At 55.5% G+C, this 17,977-nt stretch carries 16 protein-coding genes; 14 read left to right on the forward strand and 2 right to left on the reverse strand.

What is annotated here, in order from left to right; all coding sequences use genetic code 11:
* The first annotated feature begins 249 nt into the window (after positions 1-249).
* The 14 genes from rpsB (at position 250) to lpxB (ending at position 14,761) form a co-directional block, all read left to right on the forward strand.
* Positions 250-1,056 (forward strand): 30S ribosomal protein S2, encoded by an 807-nt coding sequence (rpsB, locus tag Q3Y58_RS04080; RefSeq protein ID WP_274216679.1) that lies wholly within the window; start codon positions 250-252, stop codon positions 1,054-1,056.
* Positions 1,057-1,221: 165 nt separating this feature from the next.
* Entirely contained in the window at positions 1,222-2,145 is a 924-nt protein-coding gene (gene tsf / locus Q3Y58_RS04085; protein ID WP_319621141.1) for a translation elongation factor Ts, read from the forward strand.
* Between the two features lie 67 nt (positions 2,146-2,212).
* Positions 2,213-2,932: a UMP kinase gene (gene pyrH, locus Q3Y58_RS04090; RefSeq protein WP_274216681.1), complete on the forward strand. Its 720-nt coding sequence runs from the start codon at positions 2,213-2,215 to the stop codon at positions 2,930-2,932.
* A 101-nt stretch (positions 2,933-3,033) separates the two neighbouring features.
* Positions 3,034-3,591, forward strand: a complete 558-nt coding sequence (gene frr / locus Q3Y58_RS04095; RefSeq protein WP_274216682.1) for a ribosome recycling factor — start codon at positions 3,034-3,036, stop codon at positions 3,589-3,591.
* 26 nt (positions 3,592-3,617) lie between these two features.
* Positions 3,618-4,388, forward strand: coding sequence for an isoprenyl transferase (locus Q3Y58_RS04100; RefSeq protein ID WP_319621247.1), 771 nt, complete (start codon positions 3,618-3,620; stop codon positions 4,386-4,388).
* Positions 4,389-4,419: 31 nt separating this feature from the next.
* Complete coding sequence (locus Q3Y58_RS04105) at positions 4,420-5,253, forward strand: phosphatidate cytidylyltransferase (protein ID WP_274216683.1); 834 nt, start codon at positions 4,420-4,422, stop codon at positions 5,251-5,253.
* 34 nt (positions 5,254-5,287) lie between these two features.
* Positions 5,288-6,457, forward strand: coding sequence for a 1-deoxy-D-xylulose-5-phosphate reductoisomerase (dxr, locus tag Q3Y58_RS04110; protein ID WP_319621142.1), 1,170 nt, complete (start codon positions 5,288-5,290; stop codon positions 6,455-6,457).
* Between the two features lie 59 nt (positions 6,458-6,516).
* Positions 6,517-7,653, forward strand: coding sequence for an RIP metalloprotease RseP (rseP, locus tag Q3Y58_RS04115; protein ID WP_319621143.1), 1,137 nt, complete (start codon positions 6,517-6,519; stop codon positions 7,651-7,653).
* A 168-nt stretch (positions 7,654-7,821) separates the two neighbouring features.
* Positions 7,822-10,188 (forward strand): outer membrane protein assembly factor BamA, encoded by a 2,367-nt coding sequence (gene bamA, locus Q3Y58_RS04120; protein WP_319621145.1) that lies wholly within the window; start codon positions 7,822-7,824, stop codon positions 10,186-10,188.
* Positions 10,189-10,254: 66 nt separating this feature from the next.
* The gene (gene lpxD / locus Q3Y58_RS04125; protein ID WP_319621146.1) at positions 10,255-11,295 is read left to right on the forward strand and encodes a UDP-3-O-(3-hydroxymyristoyl)glucosamine N-acyltransferase; all 1,041 of its coding nucleotides are present in this window, start codon (positions 10,255-10,257) and stop codon (positions 11,293-11,295) included.
* A 124-nt stretch (positions 11,296-11,419) separates the two neighbouring features.
* Positions 11,420-11,890, forward strand: coding sequence for a 3-hydroxyacyl-ACP dehydratase FabZ (gene fabZ, locus Q3Y58_RS04130; protein WP_319621147.1), 471 nt, complete (start codon positions 11,420-11,422; stop codon positions 11,888-11,890).
* 7 nt (positions 11,891-11,897) lie between these two features.
* Positions 11,898-12,701 carry an acyl-ACP--UDP-N-acetylglucosamine O-acyltransferase gene (gene lpxA / locus Q3Y58_RS04135; RefSeq protein ID WP_274216689.1) on the forward strand — a complete coding sequence of 268 codons (804 nt, stop codon included), beginning with the start codon at positions 11,898-11,900 and terminating at the stop codon, positions 12,699-12,701.
* Between the two features lie 9 nt (positions 12,702-12,710).
* Positions 12,711-13,571 carry an LpxI family protein gene (locus Q3Y58_RS04140; protein WP_319621148.1) on the forward strand — a complete coding sequence of 287 codons (861 nt, stop codon included), beginning with the start codon at positions 12,711-12,713 and terminating at the stop codon, positions 13,569-13,571.
* Positions 13,568-14,761, forward strand: a complete 1,194-nt coding sequence (lpxB, locus tag Q3Y58_RS04145) for a lipid-A-disaccharide synthase (RefSeq protein WP_319621150.1) — start codon at positions 13,568-13,570, stop codon at positions 14,759-14,761. The genes Q3Y58_RS04140 and lpxB overlap by 4 nt, the downstream gene beginning before the upstream one ends.
* A 153-nt stretch (positions 14,762-14,914) precedes the next feature.
* Here lpxB and gltA read toward each other — a convergent pair whose 3' ends face one another.
* Together gltA and gltX are read right to left on the reverse strand one after the other, a co-directional pair.
* The gene (gene gltA, locus Q3Y58_RS04150) at positions 14,915-16,207 is read right to left on the reverse strand and encodes a citrate synthase (protein WP_274216692.1); all 1,293 of its coding nucleotides are present in this window, start codon (positions 16,205-16,207) and stop codon (positions 14,915-14,917) included.
* 230 nt (positions 16,208-16,437) lie between these two features.
* Positions 16,438-17,862: a glutamate--tRNA ligase gene (gene gltX, locus Q3Y58_RS04155; protein WP_319621151.1), complete on the reverse strand. Its 1,425-nt coding sequence runs from the start codon at positions 17,860-17,862 to the stop codon at positions 16,438-16,440.
* Positions 17,863-17,977 lie beyond the last annotated feature (115 nt).

Raw genomic sequence — 17,977 nt, forward strand, 5'->3', positions numbered from 1 at the left:
CATGCAGTGCGATTGGCAAAGGTTGCCGGCTATGCTTTGAGGCCGAAGGTTTGTTCACTGGGCCAAAAACCGCCAAGTTTGCCATTAGGCTGTGGATCTTGGCTTGATCTTGGGCTTTAGGCTCTCTATAAGGCGCTCATCCCACACGCAGGGCTGTGGCTTGCCGTCTCGGCAAAGTCCATCCGGTGCACAACAGTTCCGACTGGCACCCTGCGGAGGAATAAACCGGAAAACAGGAGTTATAGGGCCATGGCATTGCCCGATTTTTCAATGCGCCAGCTTCTTGAAGCAGGTGTTCATTTTGGTCACCAGAAGCACCGTTGGAACCCAAAGATGGGTAACTACATCTTCGGCGTTCGCAACAACGTTCACATTCTGGACCTCGGCCAGACCGTTCCACTTCTTCACCAGGCACTCAAGGCTGTTTCTGATACAGTAGCAGCTGGTGGTCGTGTTCTTCTCGTTGGTACCAAGCGTCAGGCTCAAGAGCCAGTTGCTGAAGCCGCTCGTCGTTCCGCTCAGTATTACGTGAACGCACGCTGGCTCGGCGGTATGCTGACCAACTGGAAGACCATTTCCCAGTCCATCGCGCGTCTGCGTAAGGTTGAAGAACTGCTGGCAGGTGATGCGAACCGCATGACCAAGAAGGAACGTCTGTTCCTCGACCGTGAGCGTGAAAAGCTTGAGCGTAACCTTGGTGGTATCAAGGACATGGGCGGTATTCCGGACATGATCTTTGTAATCGACACCAACCGTGAAGCGATTGCAATTCAGGAAGCACGCCGCCTTGGTATTCCTGTTGCTGCTATCCTGGACTCCAACTGTGACCCAGACGGCATCAACTACCCAGTTCCGGGTAACGATGACGCTGGCCGTGCAATCACACTGTACTGCGACCTGATCGCTCGTGCAGCGATTGATGGTATTGCACGTGCACAGGGTTCCATGGGCGTTGATCTCGGCGAAGCCGAAGAAGTTCTGGAAGAGCCAGCACTGGCAGAAGAAGGTTCTGAAGAAGCTGCTGCTGTTGAAGGCGGCGAAGCTGCTCAGGCCTAAGCCATTAAAGGTGCCGGCTTCGCCGGCATTCCTTTGATCTCTTTGGACGACCACCGCAAAAACTGCGGCGGTCGTCACATTGCAGACAAAACAAATCGGTTAGACCGCTAGGGAAGTCGGATTTCCGATTTTTTGGTTTTTAACTCCCGTCCAAGAGGCGATCTCATGAGCATTACCGCAGCAATGGTAAAAGAGCTCCGCGAAACAAGCGGCGCTGGTATGATGGACTGTAAAGCAGCCCTGAAAGAAACTGATGGCGACATGGAAGCCGCTATCGATTGGCTGCGCACCAAGGGCCTCTCCAAGGCTGCAAAGAAGGCTGGCCGTGTTGCTGCTGACGGTCTTGTGAGCGTTGCTGCCGCTGGTAAGAAGGCTGCTGTAGTCGAAGTCAACTCTGAAACTGACTTTGTGGCACGTAACGAAGGCTTCCAGAAGCTGGTTCGCGACATTGCTTCTGTAGCACTGGAAGTTGAAGGTGACGTTGAAGCGCTTGCTGCTGCTGGTTACCCAGGTTCCTCCAAGTCCGTTGACGAGGAAATCAAGGAAGCTGTTGCAACCATCGGCGAAAACATGACGCTCCGTCGTTTCGCTAAGCTGGAAGTTTCTGAAGGTGTTGTTTCTTCCTACGTGCACAACGCAACCGTTGAAGGCATGGGCAAGATCGGCGTTCTCGTTGCACTGGAATCCGCAGGCGACGCTGAAAAGCTGAACGCACTGGGCCGTCAGATTGCAATGCACGTTGCAGCAACCAACCCAATGTCCCTGAACGTTGAAGAGCTGGATCCTGCAGCTGTTGAACGTGAGCGTGCAGTATTCGTTGAACAGGCTCGTGAATCCGGCAAGCCAGACAACATCATCGAAAAGATGGTTGAAGGCCGCCTGCGCAAGTTCTACGAGGAAGTAACGCTTGTTAAGCAGAGCTTTGTCATTAACCCAGACCTGACTGTTGAAGGTGCTGTTGAAGAAGCTGCCAAGGAAATCGGTTCTCCGATCAAGCTGGTTGGCTTTACTCGCTTCGCACTGGGTGAAGGCATCGAAAAAGAAGAAACCGACTTTGCTGCAGAAGTTGCAGCAGCAGCCGGTAACTAATAATTCTGGGGGCGTCGATTCCGATCGGCGCCCTTATTGTATCCAGACCTAGGTGAAGGGTTTCAATATGTCTGAGAAACTGCGTTGGAAACGAGTTCTTCTGAAGCTGTCCGGTGAAGCGCTGATGGGTGATCAGAACTTTGGTATTGACCCTGCCGTGGTTGAACGGGTAGCGCGGGAAATCGCCGAAGCGGTGGCGCTTGGCGCGCAGTTCGGCATTGTTGTTGGCGGTGGTAACATCTTCCGCGGTGTTGCTGTTGCAGCCAAGGGCGGCAATCGCGTAACCGGTGACCACATGGGTATGCTGGCAACCGTAATGAATTCGCTTTCGCTCGCAGATGCTCTGAACCGTCTTGGTGTTCAGGCCCGCGTGCTGTCGGCCGTACCGGTTCCTTCCATTTGCGAAACGTTTACGCAGCGCGGCGCCGAGCGTTATATGGAAGACGGCGACGTGATCGTTTTTGCTGGTGGTACTGGCAACCCGTTCTTCTCGACTGATTCTGGTGCCGCACTTCGCGCCGCCGAAATGCAGTGCAACGCGTTCCTGAAGGGTACGCAGGTAGATGGTGTTTACGATTCAGATCCCAAGTTGAACCCGGATGCGCAGCGCTACGAGACGCTCACGCCCGGCGAAGTTCTTGAAAAGGACCTGAAAGTCATGGATGCGACGGCAATTGCACTTGCCCGCGACAACTCTATTCCTGTAGTGGTGTTCTCCATCCACACTTCAGGCGCACTGGTGAATGTGCTGCGAGGGCAGGGCTTGTTTACAGTCGTAGCCGACTAACAAAGCGCAATCGCCAAGAGTCAGTGTAGCAGATGAACCTCCAGCGACCCGGACACTTGAGATCCGGGTTTTGCTGACTGAGTATTTTGAGAGAGGATAGTATGTCGGAGCTCGACTATAACGACCTACGTCGCCGAATGACTGGTGCCATCACAGCTTTGAAACATGAGTTTTCCGGGCTTCGGACCGGTCGTGCCTCCGCGAGCATGCTCGACACAATCACGGTTGAGGCGTACGGCTCTCCAATGCCAATCAACCAGGTGGCCACCGTCAGCATTCCAGAGCCGCGCATGATTTCCGTGCAGGTTTGGGATCGTTCCATGGTTGCCGCAACCGAAAAGGCAATCCGTGAGTCCAGCCTGGGTTTGAACCCTGTTGTTGACGGTCAGGTGCTGCGTCTGCCTATTCCAGAGCTCAACGAAGAGCGCCGTGTGGAACTGGCCAAGGTCGCGCATAAGTACGCGGAATCTGCCAAGGTTGCCGTTCGTCACGTTCGCCGCGATGGAATGGACATCATCAAGAAGGCTGAGAAGGCCGGCGAGATGGGCGAAGACGAGAGCCATGTGGCTCAGGAAAAGGTCCAGAAGATGACCGACGAGTTCATTGCTGAAGTTGATGATGTTCTTGCCAAGAAAGAGCAGGAAATCAAGCAGGTCTAATGGATCTCGAACGGGGTGGATATCGAATGACGGCTACGGTTGATGATGTGCCGGATGAACAGCTAGACGTGTCTGCTGATCGAGGCATGCCGCAACACGTAGCCATCATTATGGATGGAAATGGCCGGTGGGCCGCATCCCGTGGAATGCCGCGCACGGAAGGGCATCGCAACGGCGTTAAGACCGTGCGCGACATCGTGCGTCAGGCGGGTGAGCTCGGCATTGGCTATCTCACCCTTTTTGCCTTCTCATCCGAAAACTGGTCCCGTCCTCCGTCTGAGGTGAAGTTCCTCATGGGTTTGCTGCGCGCTTACGTGCGTTCAGACCTGAAGGAGCTGAAGAAGAACAATGTCCGCATTCGTGTCATTGGCTCTCGGGAAGACCTGGATCCGGGCGTGAGACGGCTTCTTGAAGATGCAGAGGACGCCACAGCAGAGTGCTCCGGGTTGGAGCTGGTGCTGGCGTTCAATTATGGCGCGCGCGATGAGTTGACACGCGCGGTGCGAAAGTTAAGTGCTCAGGTTGCTTCGGGGGGCAAACAACCTGATGCCATTACGGGTGAGGACATTGAGGCGTGTCTGGACACAGCCGGAATGCCCGACCCTGATCTCATCATTCGAACCAGTGGAGAGCAGCGGCTCTCAAACTTTCTTCTCTGGCAGGCGGCCTATGCGGAGTTCTACTTCGCGCCGATGCACTGGCCAGATTTTGACAGGAATGCGTTCGACCAGGCCCTGAGCTGTTATAAGAACCGGGAGCGCCGTTTTGGCGGCCTCGGGACAGCCGTCTCCACGTGACGGCTGAAGAGACGTTGGAAAGCACTGGGCCTTGTTTGAGAAACTGACGCAGAAAAATCCTGATTTGCTGGTGCGCTTACTGTCCGCATTGGCCCTTGGTCCGTTTGCGCTTTTTGTCTGCTGGTATGGCGGCATCTATTTCTCGATTTTCATGCTTGTTGCCACGGTTCTGGTGTTCTGGGAATGGAACCTGATCGTGAATGGTGGCAATCGAAGCCTGCCGTTCTTTTTTGGCGTGACGGCGCTGCTTCTTATCGCTGGTCTGGCAGAGTTTCACAGTGTTGGCGCGGCGCTGCTGATCGGCTGTGCCAGCGTTCCTGCGCTGTGGGCCTTTGAGGCCAAGGGGAATGGCGGCTGGCTGGCCAAGGGGTTTGCCTATTCCGCAGCTTCGCTGATTTCTTTGATTGCCATTCGCCACGGATCTGTCGGCTTTGAGTTGGTGCTCTATCTCTATTTTGTGGTTTGGGGCACGGATATTGCCGCTTACTTCTGCGGCCGCGCCATAGGTGGCCCAAAGCTCTGGAAGCGGGTTTCTCCGAACAAGACATGGAGCGGGGCAATTGGTGGTTTTCTGTTTGCGGCCCTCATGGGTGCAGCGATTGCCTACTTTACCGGGTTCATGAGTGTGATTGCAGCGGTGCTGCTTGCCGCCGTATTGTCAATTGCTTCTCAACTGGGTGACCTGTACGAGTCGGCATTGAAGCGCCGGTTTGGTGTGAAGGATTCCAGCCAGCTCATTCCTGGGCATGGCGGCTTGATGGATCGCGTGGACGGCCTTGTGTTCGCAGCGATTGCCGCCTATGTGTTTGGCGTGCTGCTAAGCGGTCAGGTTGCAGACCCCGGTCTGGGCCTCCTTGCCCTGTAAGGCCACAATTGACAGTTCTAACAATAGGTCAGCGATGAGCCGCCAAAAAATTGCTGTTCTTGGTGCAACAGGTTCCATTGGTCAGAGCACGCTTGATCTGATTTCGCGCAATCCTGAAAGCTATGAGGTTGGGCTGCTCGTTGCAAACAGCAATGCGCAGGCGTTGGCTGATGCAGCGCTGGCGGTAGGCGCACAGCATGTGGTCATCAATGACGAGAGCAAGTTTGCCGAGCTGAAGGCCCGGCTTGATGGGTCAGGCATTGGCGCTGCGGCTGGACGGCAAGCGGTGCTGGACTGGTGCCGTGAACCTTTCGATATGCTTGTATCTGCCATGGTTGGCGCTGCCGGTCTGGAACCCACTTACTCTGCCATAAATGCGGGCAGCAATGTGGCTCTTGCAAACAAGGAGTCTCTTGTGTGCGCGGGGCGGTTGGTGCGAGGCGCTGTGCAGAAGGCAGGAACGGCGCTGCTGCCGGTGGATTCCGAGCACAATGCCATTTTTCAGGTTTTTGAACACGACAACGCGGATCAGATTGAGAAAATCATCGTTACCGCGTCAGGTGGGCCGTTTAGAACCGCATCCTTTGAAACCATGAAGAAGGCCGGTCCGGCGGAGGCATTGCGCCATCCCAACTGGGAGATGGGGTCGCGTATCACCATCGACAGCGCGACCATGATGAACAAAGCCTTCGAAGTGATTGAGAGCTTGCATCTCTTTCCGGTTGAAACCCGTCAAATAGAAGTACTGGTGCACCCTCAAAGTCTCGTCCACGGTATGGTACAATACTCGGACGGGTCATTGCTGGCACAGATGGGGCCAGCTGACATGCGGGTGCCTATTGCCCATTGTCTTGCTTATCCGAAGCGGATGCCTGTTGAGGGGCAGAGGCTGGATCTTGCAACGATCGGGCAGCTTACTTTTGAACGCCCTGATCCGGAGCGGTTCCCGTCCATGCGATTGGTATGGGATGTTATAGAACAGGGCGATGGTGCAGGCACAGCGTTTAATGGTGCGGATGAAGTGGCAGTGGCCGCGTTCTTGAAAGAAGAAATTGGCTTCCTTGATATTGTGGGTGTGGTTGAAGACACATTGGTCCGGCTGAACGGGCAGGGCTTGCTGGCGCAACCTTCCACACTTGCAGATGTTCTGCATATTGATGGCGAGGCCCGACGGGTCGCTAGAGAGTTTATTGAGGCACTTTGAGCGCAGGTTCGCATGGACGGACAGAACTTGCGCTGAATGCCGATTGGAAAGGGTGAAGAATGGAACTCTTGAGTTCAGTATTGGGAGGGTCGTTGGGATACATAATCCCTTTCCTGTTCGTGTTGACGATTGTGGTCTTCTTCCATGAACTCGGGCACTTTCTCGTTGCGCGGTGGTGCGGCGTAAAGGTTGAGGCATTCTCAATCGGATTCGGTCCGGAGCTGTTCGGCAGAAACGACAAGAAGGGAACGCGCTGGAAACTGAGCGCTATTCCTCTTGGTGGCTATGTCCGCTTTTCCGGCGATGAGAATGAGGCAAGCGTTCCGGATCAGGATGCGCTTTCCAGGATGAGCGAGGAGGACCGCAAAGGCGCGTTTCAAACGAAGCCGGTTTGGCAGCGCGCAGCCGTGGTGGCAGCGGGGCCTATTGCCAATTTCATTCTGGCGATTCTCATTTTTGCCGGTCTGTTCTTCTTTTATGGCAAGGCCGAAACACTCCCGCGGGTGGATGTGGTGCGCGTGGGAAGCGCTGCGGAAATTGCCGGTATTCAGCCCGGTGACATCGTGGTGTCGATTAATGGCAACGAGATTTCCAGCTTTACGGATCTACAAAGGGTTGTGTCGGCCAGCGCGGATTTGCCCGTGCAGATTGGACTTGATCGCAGTGGCGAACTTGTTGAAGTGACCGCTGTACCAGAACGCCAGGAAGTGACGGACCGGTTTGGAAATAAACAGAAAATCGGCATTCTCGGCATTCAGCGCAACGCCACGCAGGATGACGTGACGGTTGTCCGTTATGGCCCAATAGAGGCGCTCGCCGAGGGCGTGAATGAGACCTGGTTCATTGTGGAGCGCACGGGCGGCTACATCGCAGGGTTGTTTGCAGGCCGTGAAGATCCTGATCAACTGGGCGGGCCAATTCGGGTGGCGCAGATCTCTGGGCAGGTGGCGAGCTTCGGCATTTTACCCCTAATTAACCTAACTGCAGTTTTGTCAGTGAGTATTGGTCTTTTGAACTTGCTGCCAGTGCCCATGCTCGATGGGGGGCATTTGATGTTTTATGCTGCCGAAGCGGCACGTGGAAAACCTTTGGCACCTAAGGTTCAGGAGTATGGCTTCCGGATTGGAATCACCTTGGTGCTGATGCTTATGGTTTTCGCAACATGGAACGACCTGCGTTTATTAATAAGTCCATAGCGTTAACCCTTGGCGGTTATTGGGTAAAATTACATGGAATACGCCGCGCAGCGGTTGCTTTAGGCTGAAAACCTTGTACAAAGTTCCGAGGTGTTTCAGATTCTATCCATTTCCTCAGGGAGCGGGGGGTACCGCGAGCTGGGGCAGACTATAAAGGCATAGCTTTCTATGCAGCGTTTAAAGAGCCTGTCACGAATTTCACTGCTGGCGTTGACCGTTACTGGGGCAGGGGTCGCGCTTCCAGCCGACGTTTCACCTTTTGGTGCAACTGTTGCTGAAGCCGCCGTTGTGAGCCGTATCGACGTTCAAGGTGCAACACGCATCGAGAGCGACACCGTGCGGAACTACCTGACGATCCGTCCAGGTCAGCCATTTACTGCGATCGACATTGATGAGAGTCTGACAACCCTTTTTGCTACGGGCCTGTTTGCTGACGTCTCCATTTCACAGCGGGGAAGTACCCTTGTTGTGGAAGTCGTCGAGAACCCAGTCATTGGCCGCGTTTCTTTTGAGGGGAACAAACGGATCAACAACGATGCCCTGAAGGGTGTGGTTCGCTCTACCGAGCGCTCCATGCTGACCAAGGCACGTGTTCAGTCCGATGTTCAGAACATTCTCGAAGCTTATCGTCGCTCAGGTCGCTTCCGCGCCTCCGTCGAGCCGAAGATCATTGAACGTGGTAACAACCGCGTGGATCTGGTGTTCGAGATTGACGAAGGCGACAAGACCGGTGTGTCTCGCATCAGCTTTATCGGTAATCAGGCATTCAGCGATGGACGTCTGCGCGATCAGATCCAGACCCGCGAGAGCGGTCTGCTGAGCTGGCTGCGTACAACCGATACTTATGATCCAGATCGTCTTGATGCCGACCAGGAGCTTCTGCGTCAGTTCTACTATCAGCAGGGTTATGCGGACTTCCGCATTGTTTCTGCGGTAGCTGATCTGGACCGCGAGCAGAACATCTTCTATGTCACGTTCACCGTTGATGAGGGTGACAAGTACACCTTTGGCGACGTTGAGATCGAAACCTCCCTGTCACAGGTTGATCCAGAAGCGCTTCGCAGCCATCTGCGCACGCGTCCAGGCAATACCTACAACTCTCTTGAAGTTGAAAAGACACTTGAAGATCTGACGATCGAAGTGTCCAAGGGTGGTTACGCTTTTGCTCAGGTTCGCCCACGTGGTGTCCGTGACTACGAAAACAAGACCATCTCTCTGACCTATCTCATCGAAGAAGGTCCTCGCGTTTATGTTGAGCGCATCAATGTTCGCGGCAATGACCGTACACGTGAGTACGTGATCCGCCGTGAGTTTGATATCGCTGAAGGCGATGCTTACAACCGCGTCCTTCTCGACAAGGCAGAGCGTCGTCTGAACAATACACGCTACTTCAAGTCCGTGCGGATTTCCCGTCAGCAGGGCAGCGCCCCTGACAAGGTGATCATCAACGTGGATGTTGAAGAGCAGCCAACTGGTGAAGTTTCCTTCGGTGTGGGTTACTCCACTTCCGACGGCGTGATCGGCGATCTGTCCATCACGGAAAAGAACTTCCTCGGCCGTGGTCAGTTCGTACGTGCAGCCGTTGGTGGTGGTAGCGAAACTCAGAGCTACGAGTTCAAGTTTGTTGAGCCATTCTTCCTCGGTCGTCGTATCTCCGCAGGTGTTGACGTTTACCGCAAGGTTTTCGAAGAAAACGACACCCGTGCCTACGAAGAAAAGACCACTGGTGGCGGTTTGAACTTCGGTCTTCCGCTTCGCGAAGATGAGCTGACGCTGAACCTGTTCTACAAGATCTATGAGACCGATCTGACACGTGATGACAGCACCGGTATCAACGACTGTAACACGGCTGACGTTTCTCTCGCGGTGTGTGACTCCCTTGGTAACTACCTGACCTCTTTGGGTGGGTACTCTCTGGTTTGGAACAACCTCGACAACAACCTCAACCCACGTGACGGTGTCTACGCCAAGTTCCAGCAGGACTTTGCGGGTATCGGCGGTGACTCCCAGTACATCGAGACCACTGTTGAAGGTCGCGTGTTCAAGGAGCTGGTTCCGGCTTGGGGCCTCGTAGGTTTTGTTAAGGGGTCCGCGGGCCAGATTGAATCAATCGGTAACCGCCTGCGTGTTTCCGATCAGTTCCAGGGCAGCTCAGACCTGATCCGTGGTTTCGAAAGCAACGGTTACGGTCCGCGTGATGCCAATGGTGACGCGATCGGCGGTAAATACTACGTCGCTGCGACTGTTGAAGGTCAGATGCCGCTGCCATTCATTCCGGATGAGCTTGGTCTTTCCATGGCAGCCTTTGCGGATGCTGGCTCCCTTTGGGGCGTGGACAGCGAGCTGAAGGATGCAGTTGAGAACGGCGGTAGCCGGATCGACTCCGAAGACTTTGATCTTCGTGCTTCCGTCGGTGTGGGTGTCCTTTGGCAGTCTCCGTTTGGACCACTGCGTGCAGATTTTGCATGGCCAGTTGCCAAGGACGATGTGGACGAAACTCAGGTCTTCAAGCTGAGTGGCGGTACCCGCTTCTGATCTTGACGAAAGTGATTATAATTGGCCGCCGAAACACTCGGCGGCCTTTTTCGTTTGTAGGACACTATGACTGATCCAAAATTCTTCTCCGACAGCACCCCGGTCTCTCTGAAACAGATTGCTGAATGGGCTGATGCTGAACTCGTGCGTGGTGATCCTGAGGCAACTGTTTCCGGTGTTGCCCCACTGGATGAAGGTGGGGAGGGCATGTTGGTTTTTATCGATAACCCTAAGTATGCCCCCCAGTTACAGGATGTTGTTGCCACCGCGTGTTTGACGCCGAAAAAGTATCTCGACCGGGTGCCAGAAGGCGTTGCAGCACTTTTGTCCAAAGATCCTTATCGCAGCTTGGCGAAAGTTCTGGCCAAGATGTACCCCGAGGCGATGACCCCGCGACGGGTGTTGGGTGGCGCTGAAATTCATCCGAAGGCGGTTATCAGTGACAGTGCCGTTCTTGAAGGCGATGTGGTTGTTGAAGCCGGTGCCGTGATTGGGGATGGCGTTCATGTTGGCGCTGGCAGCGTAATTGGCCCCAATGTGGTAATTGGCGCGCAGTGTCAGGTTGGCCGCGAAACACGCATTTGTGCAAACGCGACCCTGCAACATGCGCTTATTGGTGACCGGGTGATCCTACATCCGGGTGTTGCTATTGGTCAGGATGGTTTCGGCTTTGCCATGGGGCCAGGTGGTCACTTGAAGGTGCCTCAGCTTGGACGCGTCATCATTCAAAACGATGTGGAAGTGGGTGCCAACACCACGATTGACCGCGGCGCGAACCGCGACACGGTGATTGGTGAGGGCACGAAAATCGACAATCAGGTTCAGATTGGCCACAACGTGAATGTGGGCCGGCACTGTGTGATTGTCTCTCAGGTTGGCATCTCCGGGAGTGCGACGCTGGAGGACTATGTGGCCATTGGCGGCCAGACCGGCGTTGCAGGCCACATTCGCATTGGCATGGCGGCGCAGGTTGCTGCGGTTTCTGTGGTTAATGATGACCTGCCGGGCGGTGGGCGTTATGGCGGTACGCCGGCTAAGCCAGTGCGGCAATGGTTCCGGGAAATGGCGGCCTTGAGCCGCCTTGCTGAAAAAGACGGTAAAAACTGACGGGTTTTTGGCATTTTGGGGGGTGGTTGTGGCTGTTTGGAGCTGGTGTTTCCACGTGGCCTTTGCTAACAACCCTCTCGAATAATCCCGAAAAATTGTCGATTTGAGTTCTGAGGCTTTTTGTATGAGCGACGCTGAGAATAAGACGCTGGATAGCGCAGATATCATGAAGGTGCTGGAGCTGCTGCCACACCGTTATCCGTTCCTGATGATTGACAAGATCATCGAAATTGATGGCGACTGCTCCGGTATTGGCATCAAGAATGTGACAATCAACGAACCTCACTTCCAAGGTCACTTTCCAAAGCAGCCAGTCATGCCTGGTGTGCTCTTGATTGAGGCCATGGCGCAGACCGCGGGCGCAATGTGCATCAACGCACGTGAGAACACGGATTCTCCATCACTGGTCTATTTTATGACCATTGATAAGTGTAAGTTCCGCAAGCCTGTTGTTCCTGGGGACCAGGTACACTTCCATGTGAAGAAAATCCGCAACCGCGCCACAATCTGGAAGTTTGATTGTACAGCTATGGTGGATGGGCAGAAGGTCGCTGAAGCTGAAGTCAGCGCCATGCTTGTAGACTCCGAAGCTTGAGGTTTTGATGCAACAGATACATCCCACTGCGATCATTGAAGCTGGGGCTGTCCTTGGTGACAACGTAAAAATCGGCCCGTACTGCATGGTGGGACCCAATGTGACCCTTGGCGATGACGTGGAGCTGATTTCCCACGTGGTGGTTGCGGGTCACACATCTGTTGGTGCCCGCACGCGCATCTTTCCTTTTGCAAGCATTGGACACCAGCCGCAGGATCTGAAGTACGCCGGAGAGGAAACACGCCTCGAAATCGGAACGGACAATCAGATCCGCGAACACGCGACCATGAACCCCGGCACTGCTGGCGGTGGTGGCTTGACCAAGATCGGTGACCACTGTCTGTTCATGGCGAGCACGCATGTGGGGCATGATTGCATGGTGGGTAACAGTGTTATCCTTGCCAACAACGCGACACTCGCAGGGCATGTGGAAGTAGAAGATTTCGTGATTTTTGGCGGGCTCTCTGCGGTGCGGCAGTGGTGCCGCATTGGGTCCCACGCCATTGTGGGCGGTCTGACTGGTGTTGAATTCGACGTTATTCCTTTCGGCTCCGTGATTGGTGACCGTGCTCGTCTTCACGGGCTGAACCTGATTGGTCTGAAACGCCGCAATTTCAGCCGGGATGAAATCCATGCGCTGCGTCATGCCTACAAGGAAGTCTTTGAAGGTAGTGAAGGCACGCTTCGAGAGCGGGCACAAAAGGCCCGTGATGCCTATGCGGACCGCGAAGGTGTCCAGCAAATGACCGAGTTCCTGTTGGTGGAAGGCGAACGCCGTTTCTGCACGCCGCGAAAGGGTGCTGAGGGGTAACTTGTTGCCATGACAGCACAAAGGCCTATTGCTGTTGTTGCAGGTGGCGGGCGTCTGCCTGAGCAGGTTATTCGCTCTGCAAAAAACAGCGGACGGGAAGTGGTGACAATTGCCATCAAAGGGGAGGCGGATGCCTCCCTTTCTGCGTTCCAACCGGTCGAGCTGGGGTGGGGGCAGATTGGCAAGCTGTTCGACACGATCAAACGCGCTGGTGCGGAAGAAGTGATTTTGATTGGATCAGTCACACGCCGGCCGGACTTTACTTCTATCATTGGTGATCTTGGAACCATGCGGCGGTTGCCGCGCATCCTTGCCGCTCTTGTGGGCGGTGATGACAGCCTTCTGGTGAAGGTGATGGGTATCTTTGAAGGGGAGGGTCTTAAAGTGGTTGGAGCCCATGAGTTGGCGCCAGAGCTGCTGGCAAAGCCCGGCCTCATGGCTGGCCCAACGCCGGACGAAGGCGACCTTTCATCCATCTCTCTTTGTCTGGAAGCGGTAAACGCACTTGGCGGGTTGGATATCGGCCAGGGGGCTGTTGCCGTTGGCAGCCGGGTCGTGGCCCTTGAGGGGGCTGAGGGAACAGATGCCATGCTTGTCCGATGCGCAGAGCTTCGGGAAAATGGACGCGTGCGGGCCAAAGGCGCTGCGGGTGTGCTGGTCAAGTGCTCCAAGCCGCAGCAGGATTTACGGGTCGACCTTCCAACCGTGGGACCACAGACAATTCGCGGCGCGCACAAGGCGCAGCTCAAGGGCGTGGCGGTGGAGGCCGAGCATGTGCTGATTGCCGACCTTGAGGAAACGCTGGCGCTTTGCAAGGAACTTGGCATCTTTCTTTTCGGTATTGACCGAGGCCGGGAGGCATCCAGATGAAGCAGGAAAAACCGCTCTCGCTTTATGTCGTGGTTGGTGAAGAGTCCGGCGATCAATTGGGCGCTGAGCTGGTGAAGGCACTTCGCGGGCTGTCAAGCGTTCCCGTCGTGCTACACGGTGTGGGCGGCGAACGGCTTGAGCGCGAAGGTTTGACCTCACTGTTTCCGCTTCACGAGATTGCGGTGATGGGTTTGTCGGCCGTTCTGGCTCGGCTTCCCAGCATTGTACGTCGGGTCTACCAGACGGTGGATGATGTGGTTGCCAAGAACCCGGACATTCTCCTGATCATCGACAGTCCAGACTTCACGCACAATGTTGCAAAGCGGGTGCGGAAAAAGGCGCCCCACATTCCGGTGGTGGACTATGTTTCTCCTTCTGTGTGGGCGTGGCGGCCTGGCCGGGCGAAGAAGATGGCAGCCTATGTAGACCACCTTCTTGCGCTGTTGCCATTTGAGCCTGATGCTCACAAACGCCTTGGGGGACCAGAGACCACCTATGTAGGGCATCCGCTGATTGAGCGCCTGGAGGATCTCAGGCCTTCTGAGGGCGAGCGAGCGCCGCTGAGCGAGGACGCGCGTACCGTGCTGGTTCTGCCCGGAAGCCGCGGCAGCGAGGTCTCACGCCTGCTGGAGCCGTTTGGAGAGGCAGTCGAGCGGGTGGCGCTGGCCCATCCGGCAACCAAGTTCATTTTGCCTGCTGTGCCCCACCAACTTGACCGCATTACAGCAGGTGTTGAGGGGTGGAGCGTAAAGCCAGAAATCGTTGTGGGCGAGGCGGAAAAGTTTGCGGCCTTTCGAAAAGCTCATGTGGCTTTGGCAGCGAGCGGTACGGTCTCCCTTGAGCTGGCGATCTCCGGCGTTCCCATGGTGGTTGCCTACAAGCTGGATTGGTTCTTCCGCCGTTTGAAGGACATTCATCGGTTTATTCCCATAGCCTCGGTAGACAGCATGGTGCTGCCGAATCTCGTGCTGGGGAGCAAAGTCGTTCCAGAATATCTCGATGACGAAGCCAACGGCGAGGCTTTGGCCCAGAAGGTGATTTCTCTGCTCGATGAGGGGGTTGCGAGAAACCTTCAAGTGGAGGCGTTCAGTCAGCTCGACCGCGTCATGCGTCTTCCGGGTGGAGAAAGTCAGGCAGGCATTGCGGCGGATATTGTCTTGAAAATCGCTGAGAAGCGACACGCGCGTTAAGGTGTCAGGTGCTTTACTCGGTATCGCCGCGCGGGGTCTTTATGGGCCCCGCGTTTTTGTTTGGCTCCGCGTTCTTGTTGAGCAAGGCGAGGGCACTCCCCAATAAAAAAGAGGGCCGGAGCCCTCTTTTGATGTTGTTCGTGTACCAAGCGTTTAGCGGCGCTGGTCGATTGGCATGTAGTCGCGGGAGCTTGCGCCAGTGTAGAGCTGACGTGGGCGACCGATGCGCTGGGATGGATCCTCCACCATTTCCTTCCACTGAGCGATCCAGCCGACAGTACGGGCAAGAGCGAACAGCACAGTGAACATGGTGGTTGGGAAGCCAAGAGCACGAAGTGTGATGCCGGAGTAGAAATCGATGTTCGGGTAGAGCTTCTTCTCGATGAAGTACTCGTCGGACAGAGCGATCTTTTCCAGTTCCATTGCGACCTGCAGAAGCGGATCGTCCTGATGCCCCAGTTCTGCCAGCACTTCATGTGTGGTCTTTTGCATGATGCGCGCGCGCGGATCGTAGTTCTTGTAGACGCGGTGACCGAAGCCCATCAGACGGAACGGATCGTCCTTGTCTTTTGCGCGGGCGATGAACTCTGGAATGCGGTCTACGGAACCGATCTCGGAAAGCATGTTGAGCGCAGCTTCGTTTGCGCCGCCGTGGGCAGGGCCCCAAAGACAGGCGATACCTGCCGCGATACAGGCAAATGGGTTTGCGCCGGAAGAGCCAGCGAGGCGAACCGTCGAAGTGGACGCGTTCTGCTCGTGGTCAGCATGCAGAATGAAGATGCGGTCCATCGCACGGGCCAGAACCGGGTTCACCTTGTAGTCTTCACACGGCACGGCAAAGCACATGTGCAGGAAGTTGGAGGCGTAGTCCAGATCGTTGCGTGGATAAACGAATGGCTGACCAATGTGGTACTTGAACGCCATTGCGGCGATGGTCGGCATCTTCGCAACCATGCGCAGGGATGCAACCATGCGCTGATGCGGATCGGTGATGTCGGTTGAGTCATGGTAGAACGCAGACATGGCGCCCACGATACCTGTCATCACAGCCATTGGGTGCGCATCGCGGCGGAAACCGGAGTAGAAGCGGCCCATCTGTTCATGCACCATGGTGTGGTAGGTCACACGGTGAACAAAGTCGTCTTTCTGCGCACGGGTTGGCAGCTCTCCGTAAAGCAGCAGATAGCAGCTCTCCAAAAAGTCGCCATGCTCGGCCAGCTGTTCAATAGGATAGCCACGGTATAGCAGCGTGCCCTGATCGCCGTCGATGTATGTGATTTTGGATTCACAAGATGCGGTTGAGGTGAAACCGGGGTCGTAGGTAAAGCAGCCAGTCTCTTTATATAGCGCGCCAATGTCGATGACGTCTGGGCCAACTGAACCTTCGCGGACGTTAAGGTCCCAGGAATCGCTTCCGATAGTCAGCTTTGCAGTTTTGTCGCTCATATAGGCAACCCCCTTTGTTAAGGTCCCCCGTCTTCTTATGCCCTGAACTTGTATACACAGGGATACATTTCAGCATCTGATGCCAACGCCGGAGGAGTGTTGTCGTGGAGTTGCTATCGCATTTAGGGTTTTCCCGCAAGCACTGGTAGCTATGGCTTTTGTACTAATAGGGAAACTACCGCAGCGACTCTGGGAAAAGTGCGTCAGTAGTTCCCCCATTTTTCCGTCAATTAGTGAGCTACATCACGAATTCGTGCGACAGATTCTGTCTTTCCGAGCACTTCCAGAACATCAAAAATTCCGGGAGAGGTGCCACGACCAGTCAGTGCTGCGCGCAATGGCTGAGCGACCTTGCCAAGTTTCAGCTCTTCGGCCTCTGCAAATTCGCGAACCACAGCATCGGTCGTTTCTGCGGTGAAGGTTTCCAGCTCATCAAGCTTCGGTGCCAGACGGCCGAGCAGCGCGCGGGCATCGTCAGACAGGAGCTTTTCTGCCTTCTCATCCAGATCCAGCGGACGCTGAACCCACAGGTAGCGCGCAGACTGGTGCAGTTCCACCAAGGTTTTGGCGCGTTCCTTCAGTCCAGGAAGGGCTGCGAGGAACTTGCCCTCGTTGCCGCTCTGGGAGAGCCAGTTCAAAACTTCCTGCCCATCTTCGATTGCAGCCAGATAGATCTTGAAGGCTTCAAGAAGCTCTGCGTCTTCTGTGGAGCGCATGTAGTGCCCGTTCAGATTTTCCAGCTTCTGGAAGTCAAAGCGGGATGGGGACTTGCCGATGGCATCAAAATCAAACCACTCGATCATCTGATCGGTGGAGAAGATTTCTTCATCCCCATGACTCCACCCAAGGCGGGCCAGATAGTTGCGCATGGCCGCAGGAAGGTAGCCCATGGCGCGGTAGGCCTCAGCGCCCAGTGCGCCGTGGCGCTTGGACAGCTTTGCACCATCTGGGCCATGGATCAGCGGGATATGCGCCATCACCGGCACGTCCCAGCCCATTGCGCTGTAAATCAATGCTTGCCGGGCGGCGTTGGTGAGATGGTCATCGCCGCGCACGATGTGGGTGACGCCCATGTCATGATCGTCAACCACCACAGCCAGCATATAAGTCGGTGTGCCGTCGGAGCGGAGCAGAACCAGATCATCCAGATCCTTGTTTGGGAAGGAAATGGTTCCCTGGACCTTGTCGTTGATGATGGTTTCGCCATCCAGAGGGGCCTTGAGACGAACAGCAGGAGCCACTCCTTCAGGAGCTTCGGAAGGGTCACGGTCACGCCAGCGGCCGTCATACCGCGGCGGGCGGCCTTCTGCGCGCGCTTTTTCGCGCATCTCCGTCAGCTCTTCTTGCGTGGCATAGCAGTAATAAGCCTTGCCTTCTGCTACCATCTGTTCGGCAACTTCCCGGTGGCGGTCTGCTCGTGCGAACTGGGAGATCGGATCTCCTTCCCAGTCGATGCCCATCCAGCTGAGACCGTCGAGCAGGGCGTTGACGGCTTCATCCGTCGAGCGTGCGCGGTCGGTGTCTTCGATGCGCAGCAGCATCTTGCCACCGTGGCCCTTCGCATAGAGCCAGTTAAACAAAGCGGTGCGGGCGCCGCCAATGTGGAGGTATCCCGTTGGAGAGGGCGCAAAACGCGTGACGATGCTCTCAGTCATTTTGTGATTTTTCAGTCTCTCGAGTTTAGCCAAGCAAATGCGGCGGGAGCCGCAGTGTTGCGCGCTGTGTACCATACCGTGTCCGAGCACCCAAGGGCTGTATTCCAGTTAGACG

This window comes from Nesiotobacter zosterae, from assembly GCF_033843645.1.
Lineage (GTDB): Bacteria > Pseudomonadota > Alphaproteobacteria > Rhizobiales > Stappiaceae > Pseudovibrio > Pseudovibrio zosterae.

Excerpts from the sequence above, each read along its gene's own strand:
- dxr (WP_319621142.1), top strand. The coding sequence starts at position 5,288 with ATGAGCCGCCAAAAAATTGCTGTTCTTGGTGCAACAGGTTCCATTGGT.
- lpxA (WP_274216689.1), top strand. The coding sequence starts at position 11,898 with ATGCAACAGATACATCCCACTGCGATCATTGAAGCTGGGGCTGTCCTT.
- pyrH (WP_274216681.1), top strand. The coding sequence starts at position 2,213 with ATGTCTGAGAAACTGCGTTGGAAACGAGTTCTTCTGAAGCTGTCCGGT.
- rpsB (WP_274216679.1), top strand. The coding sequence starts at position 250 with ATGGCATTGCCCGATTTTTCAATGCGCCAGCTTCTTGAAGCAGGTGTT.
- tsf (WP_319621141.1), top strand. The coding sequence starts at position 1,222 with ATGAGCATTACCGCAGCAATGGTAAAAGAGCTCCGCGAAACAAGCGGC.
- rseP (WP_319621143.1), top strand. The coding sequence starts at position 6,517 with ATGGAACTCTTGAGTTCAGTATTGGGAGGGTCGTTGGGATACATAATC.
- Q3Y58_RS04140 (WP_319621148.1), top strand. The coding sequence starts at position 12,711 with ATGACAGCACAAAGGCCTATTGCTGTTGTTGCAGGTGGCGGGCGTCTG.
- lpxD (WP_319621146.1), top strand. The coding sequence starts at position 10,255 with ATGACTGATCCAAAATTCTTCTCCGACAGCACCCCGGTCTCTCTGAAA.
- frr (WP_274216682.1), top strand. The coding sequence starts at position 3,034 with ATGTCGGAGCTCGACTATAACGACCTACGTCGCCGAATGACTGGTGCC.
- gltX (WP_319621151.1), bottom strand. The coding sequence starts at position 17,862 with ATGACTGAGAGCATCGTCACGCGTTTTGCGCCCTCTCCAACGGGATAC.
- lpxB (WP_319621150.1), top strand. The coding sequence starts at position 13,568 with ATGAAGCAGGAAAAACCGCTCTCGCTTTATGTCGTGGTTGGTGAAGAG.
- Q3Y58_RS04100 (WP_319621247.1), top strand. The coding sequence starts at position 3,618 with ATGACGGCTACGGTTGATGATGTGCCGGATGAACAGCTAGACGTGTCT.
- gltA (WP_274216692.1), bottom strand. The coding sequence starts at position 16,207 with ATGAGCGACAAAACTGCAAAGCTGACTATCGGAAGCGATTCCTGGGAC.
- bamA (WP_319621145.1), top strand. The coding sequence starts at position 7,822 with ATGCAGCGTTTAAAGAGCCTGTCACGAATTTCACTGCTGGCGTTGACC.
- fabZ (WP_319621147.1), top strand. The coding sequence starts at position 11,420 with ATGAGCGACGCTGAGAATAAGACGCTGGATAGCGCAGATATCATGAAG.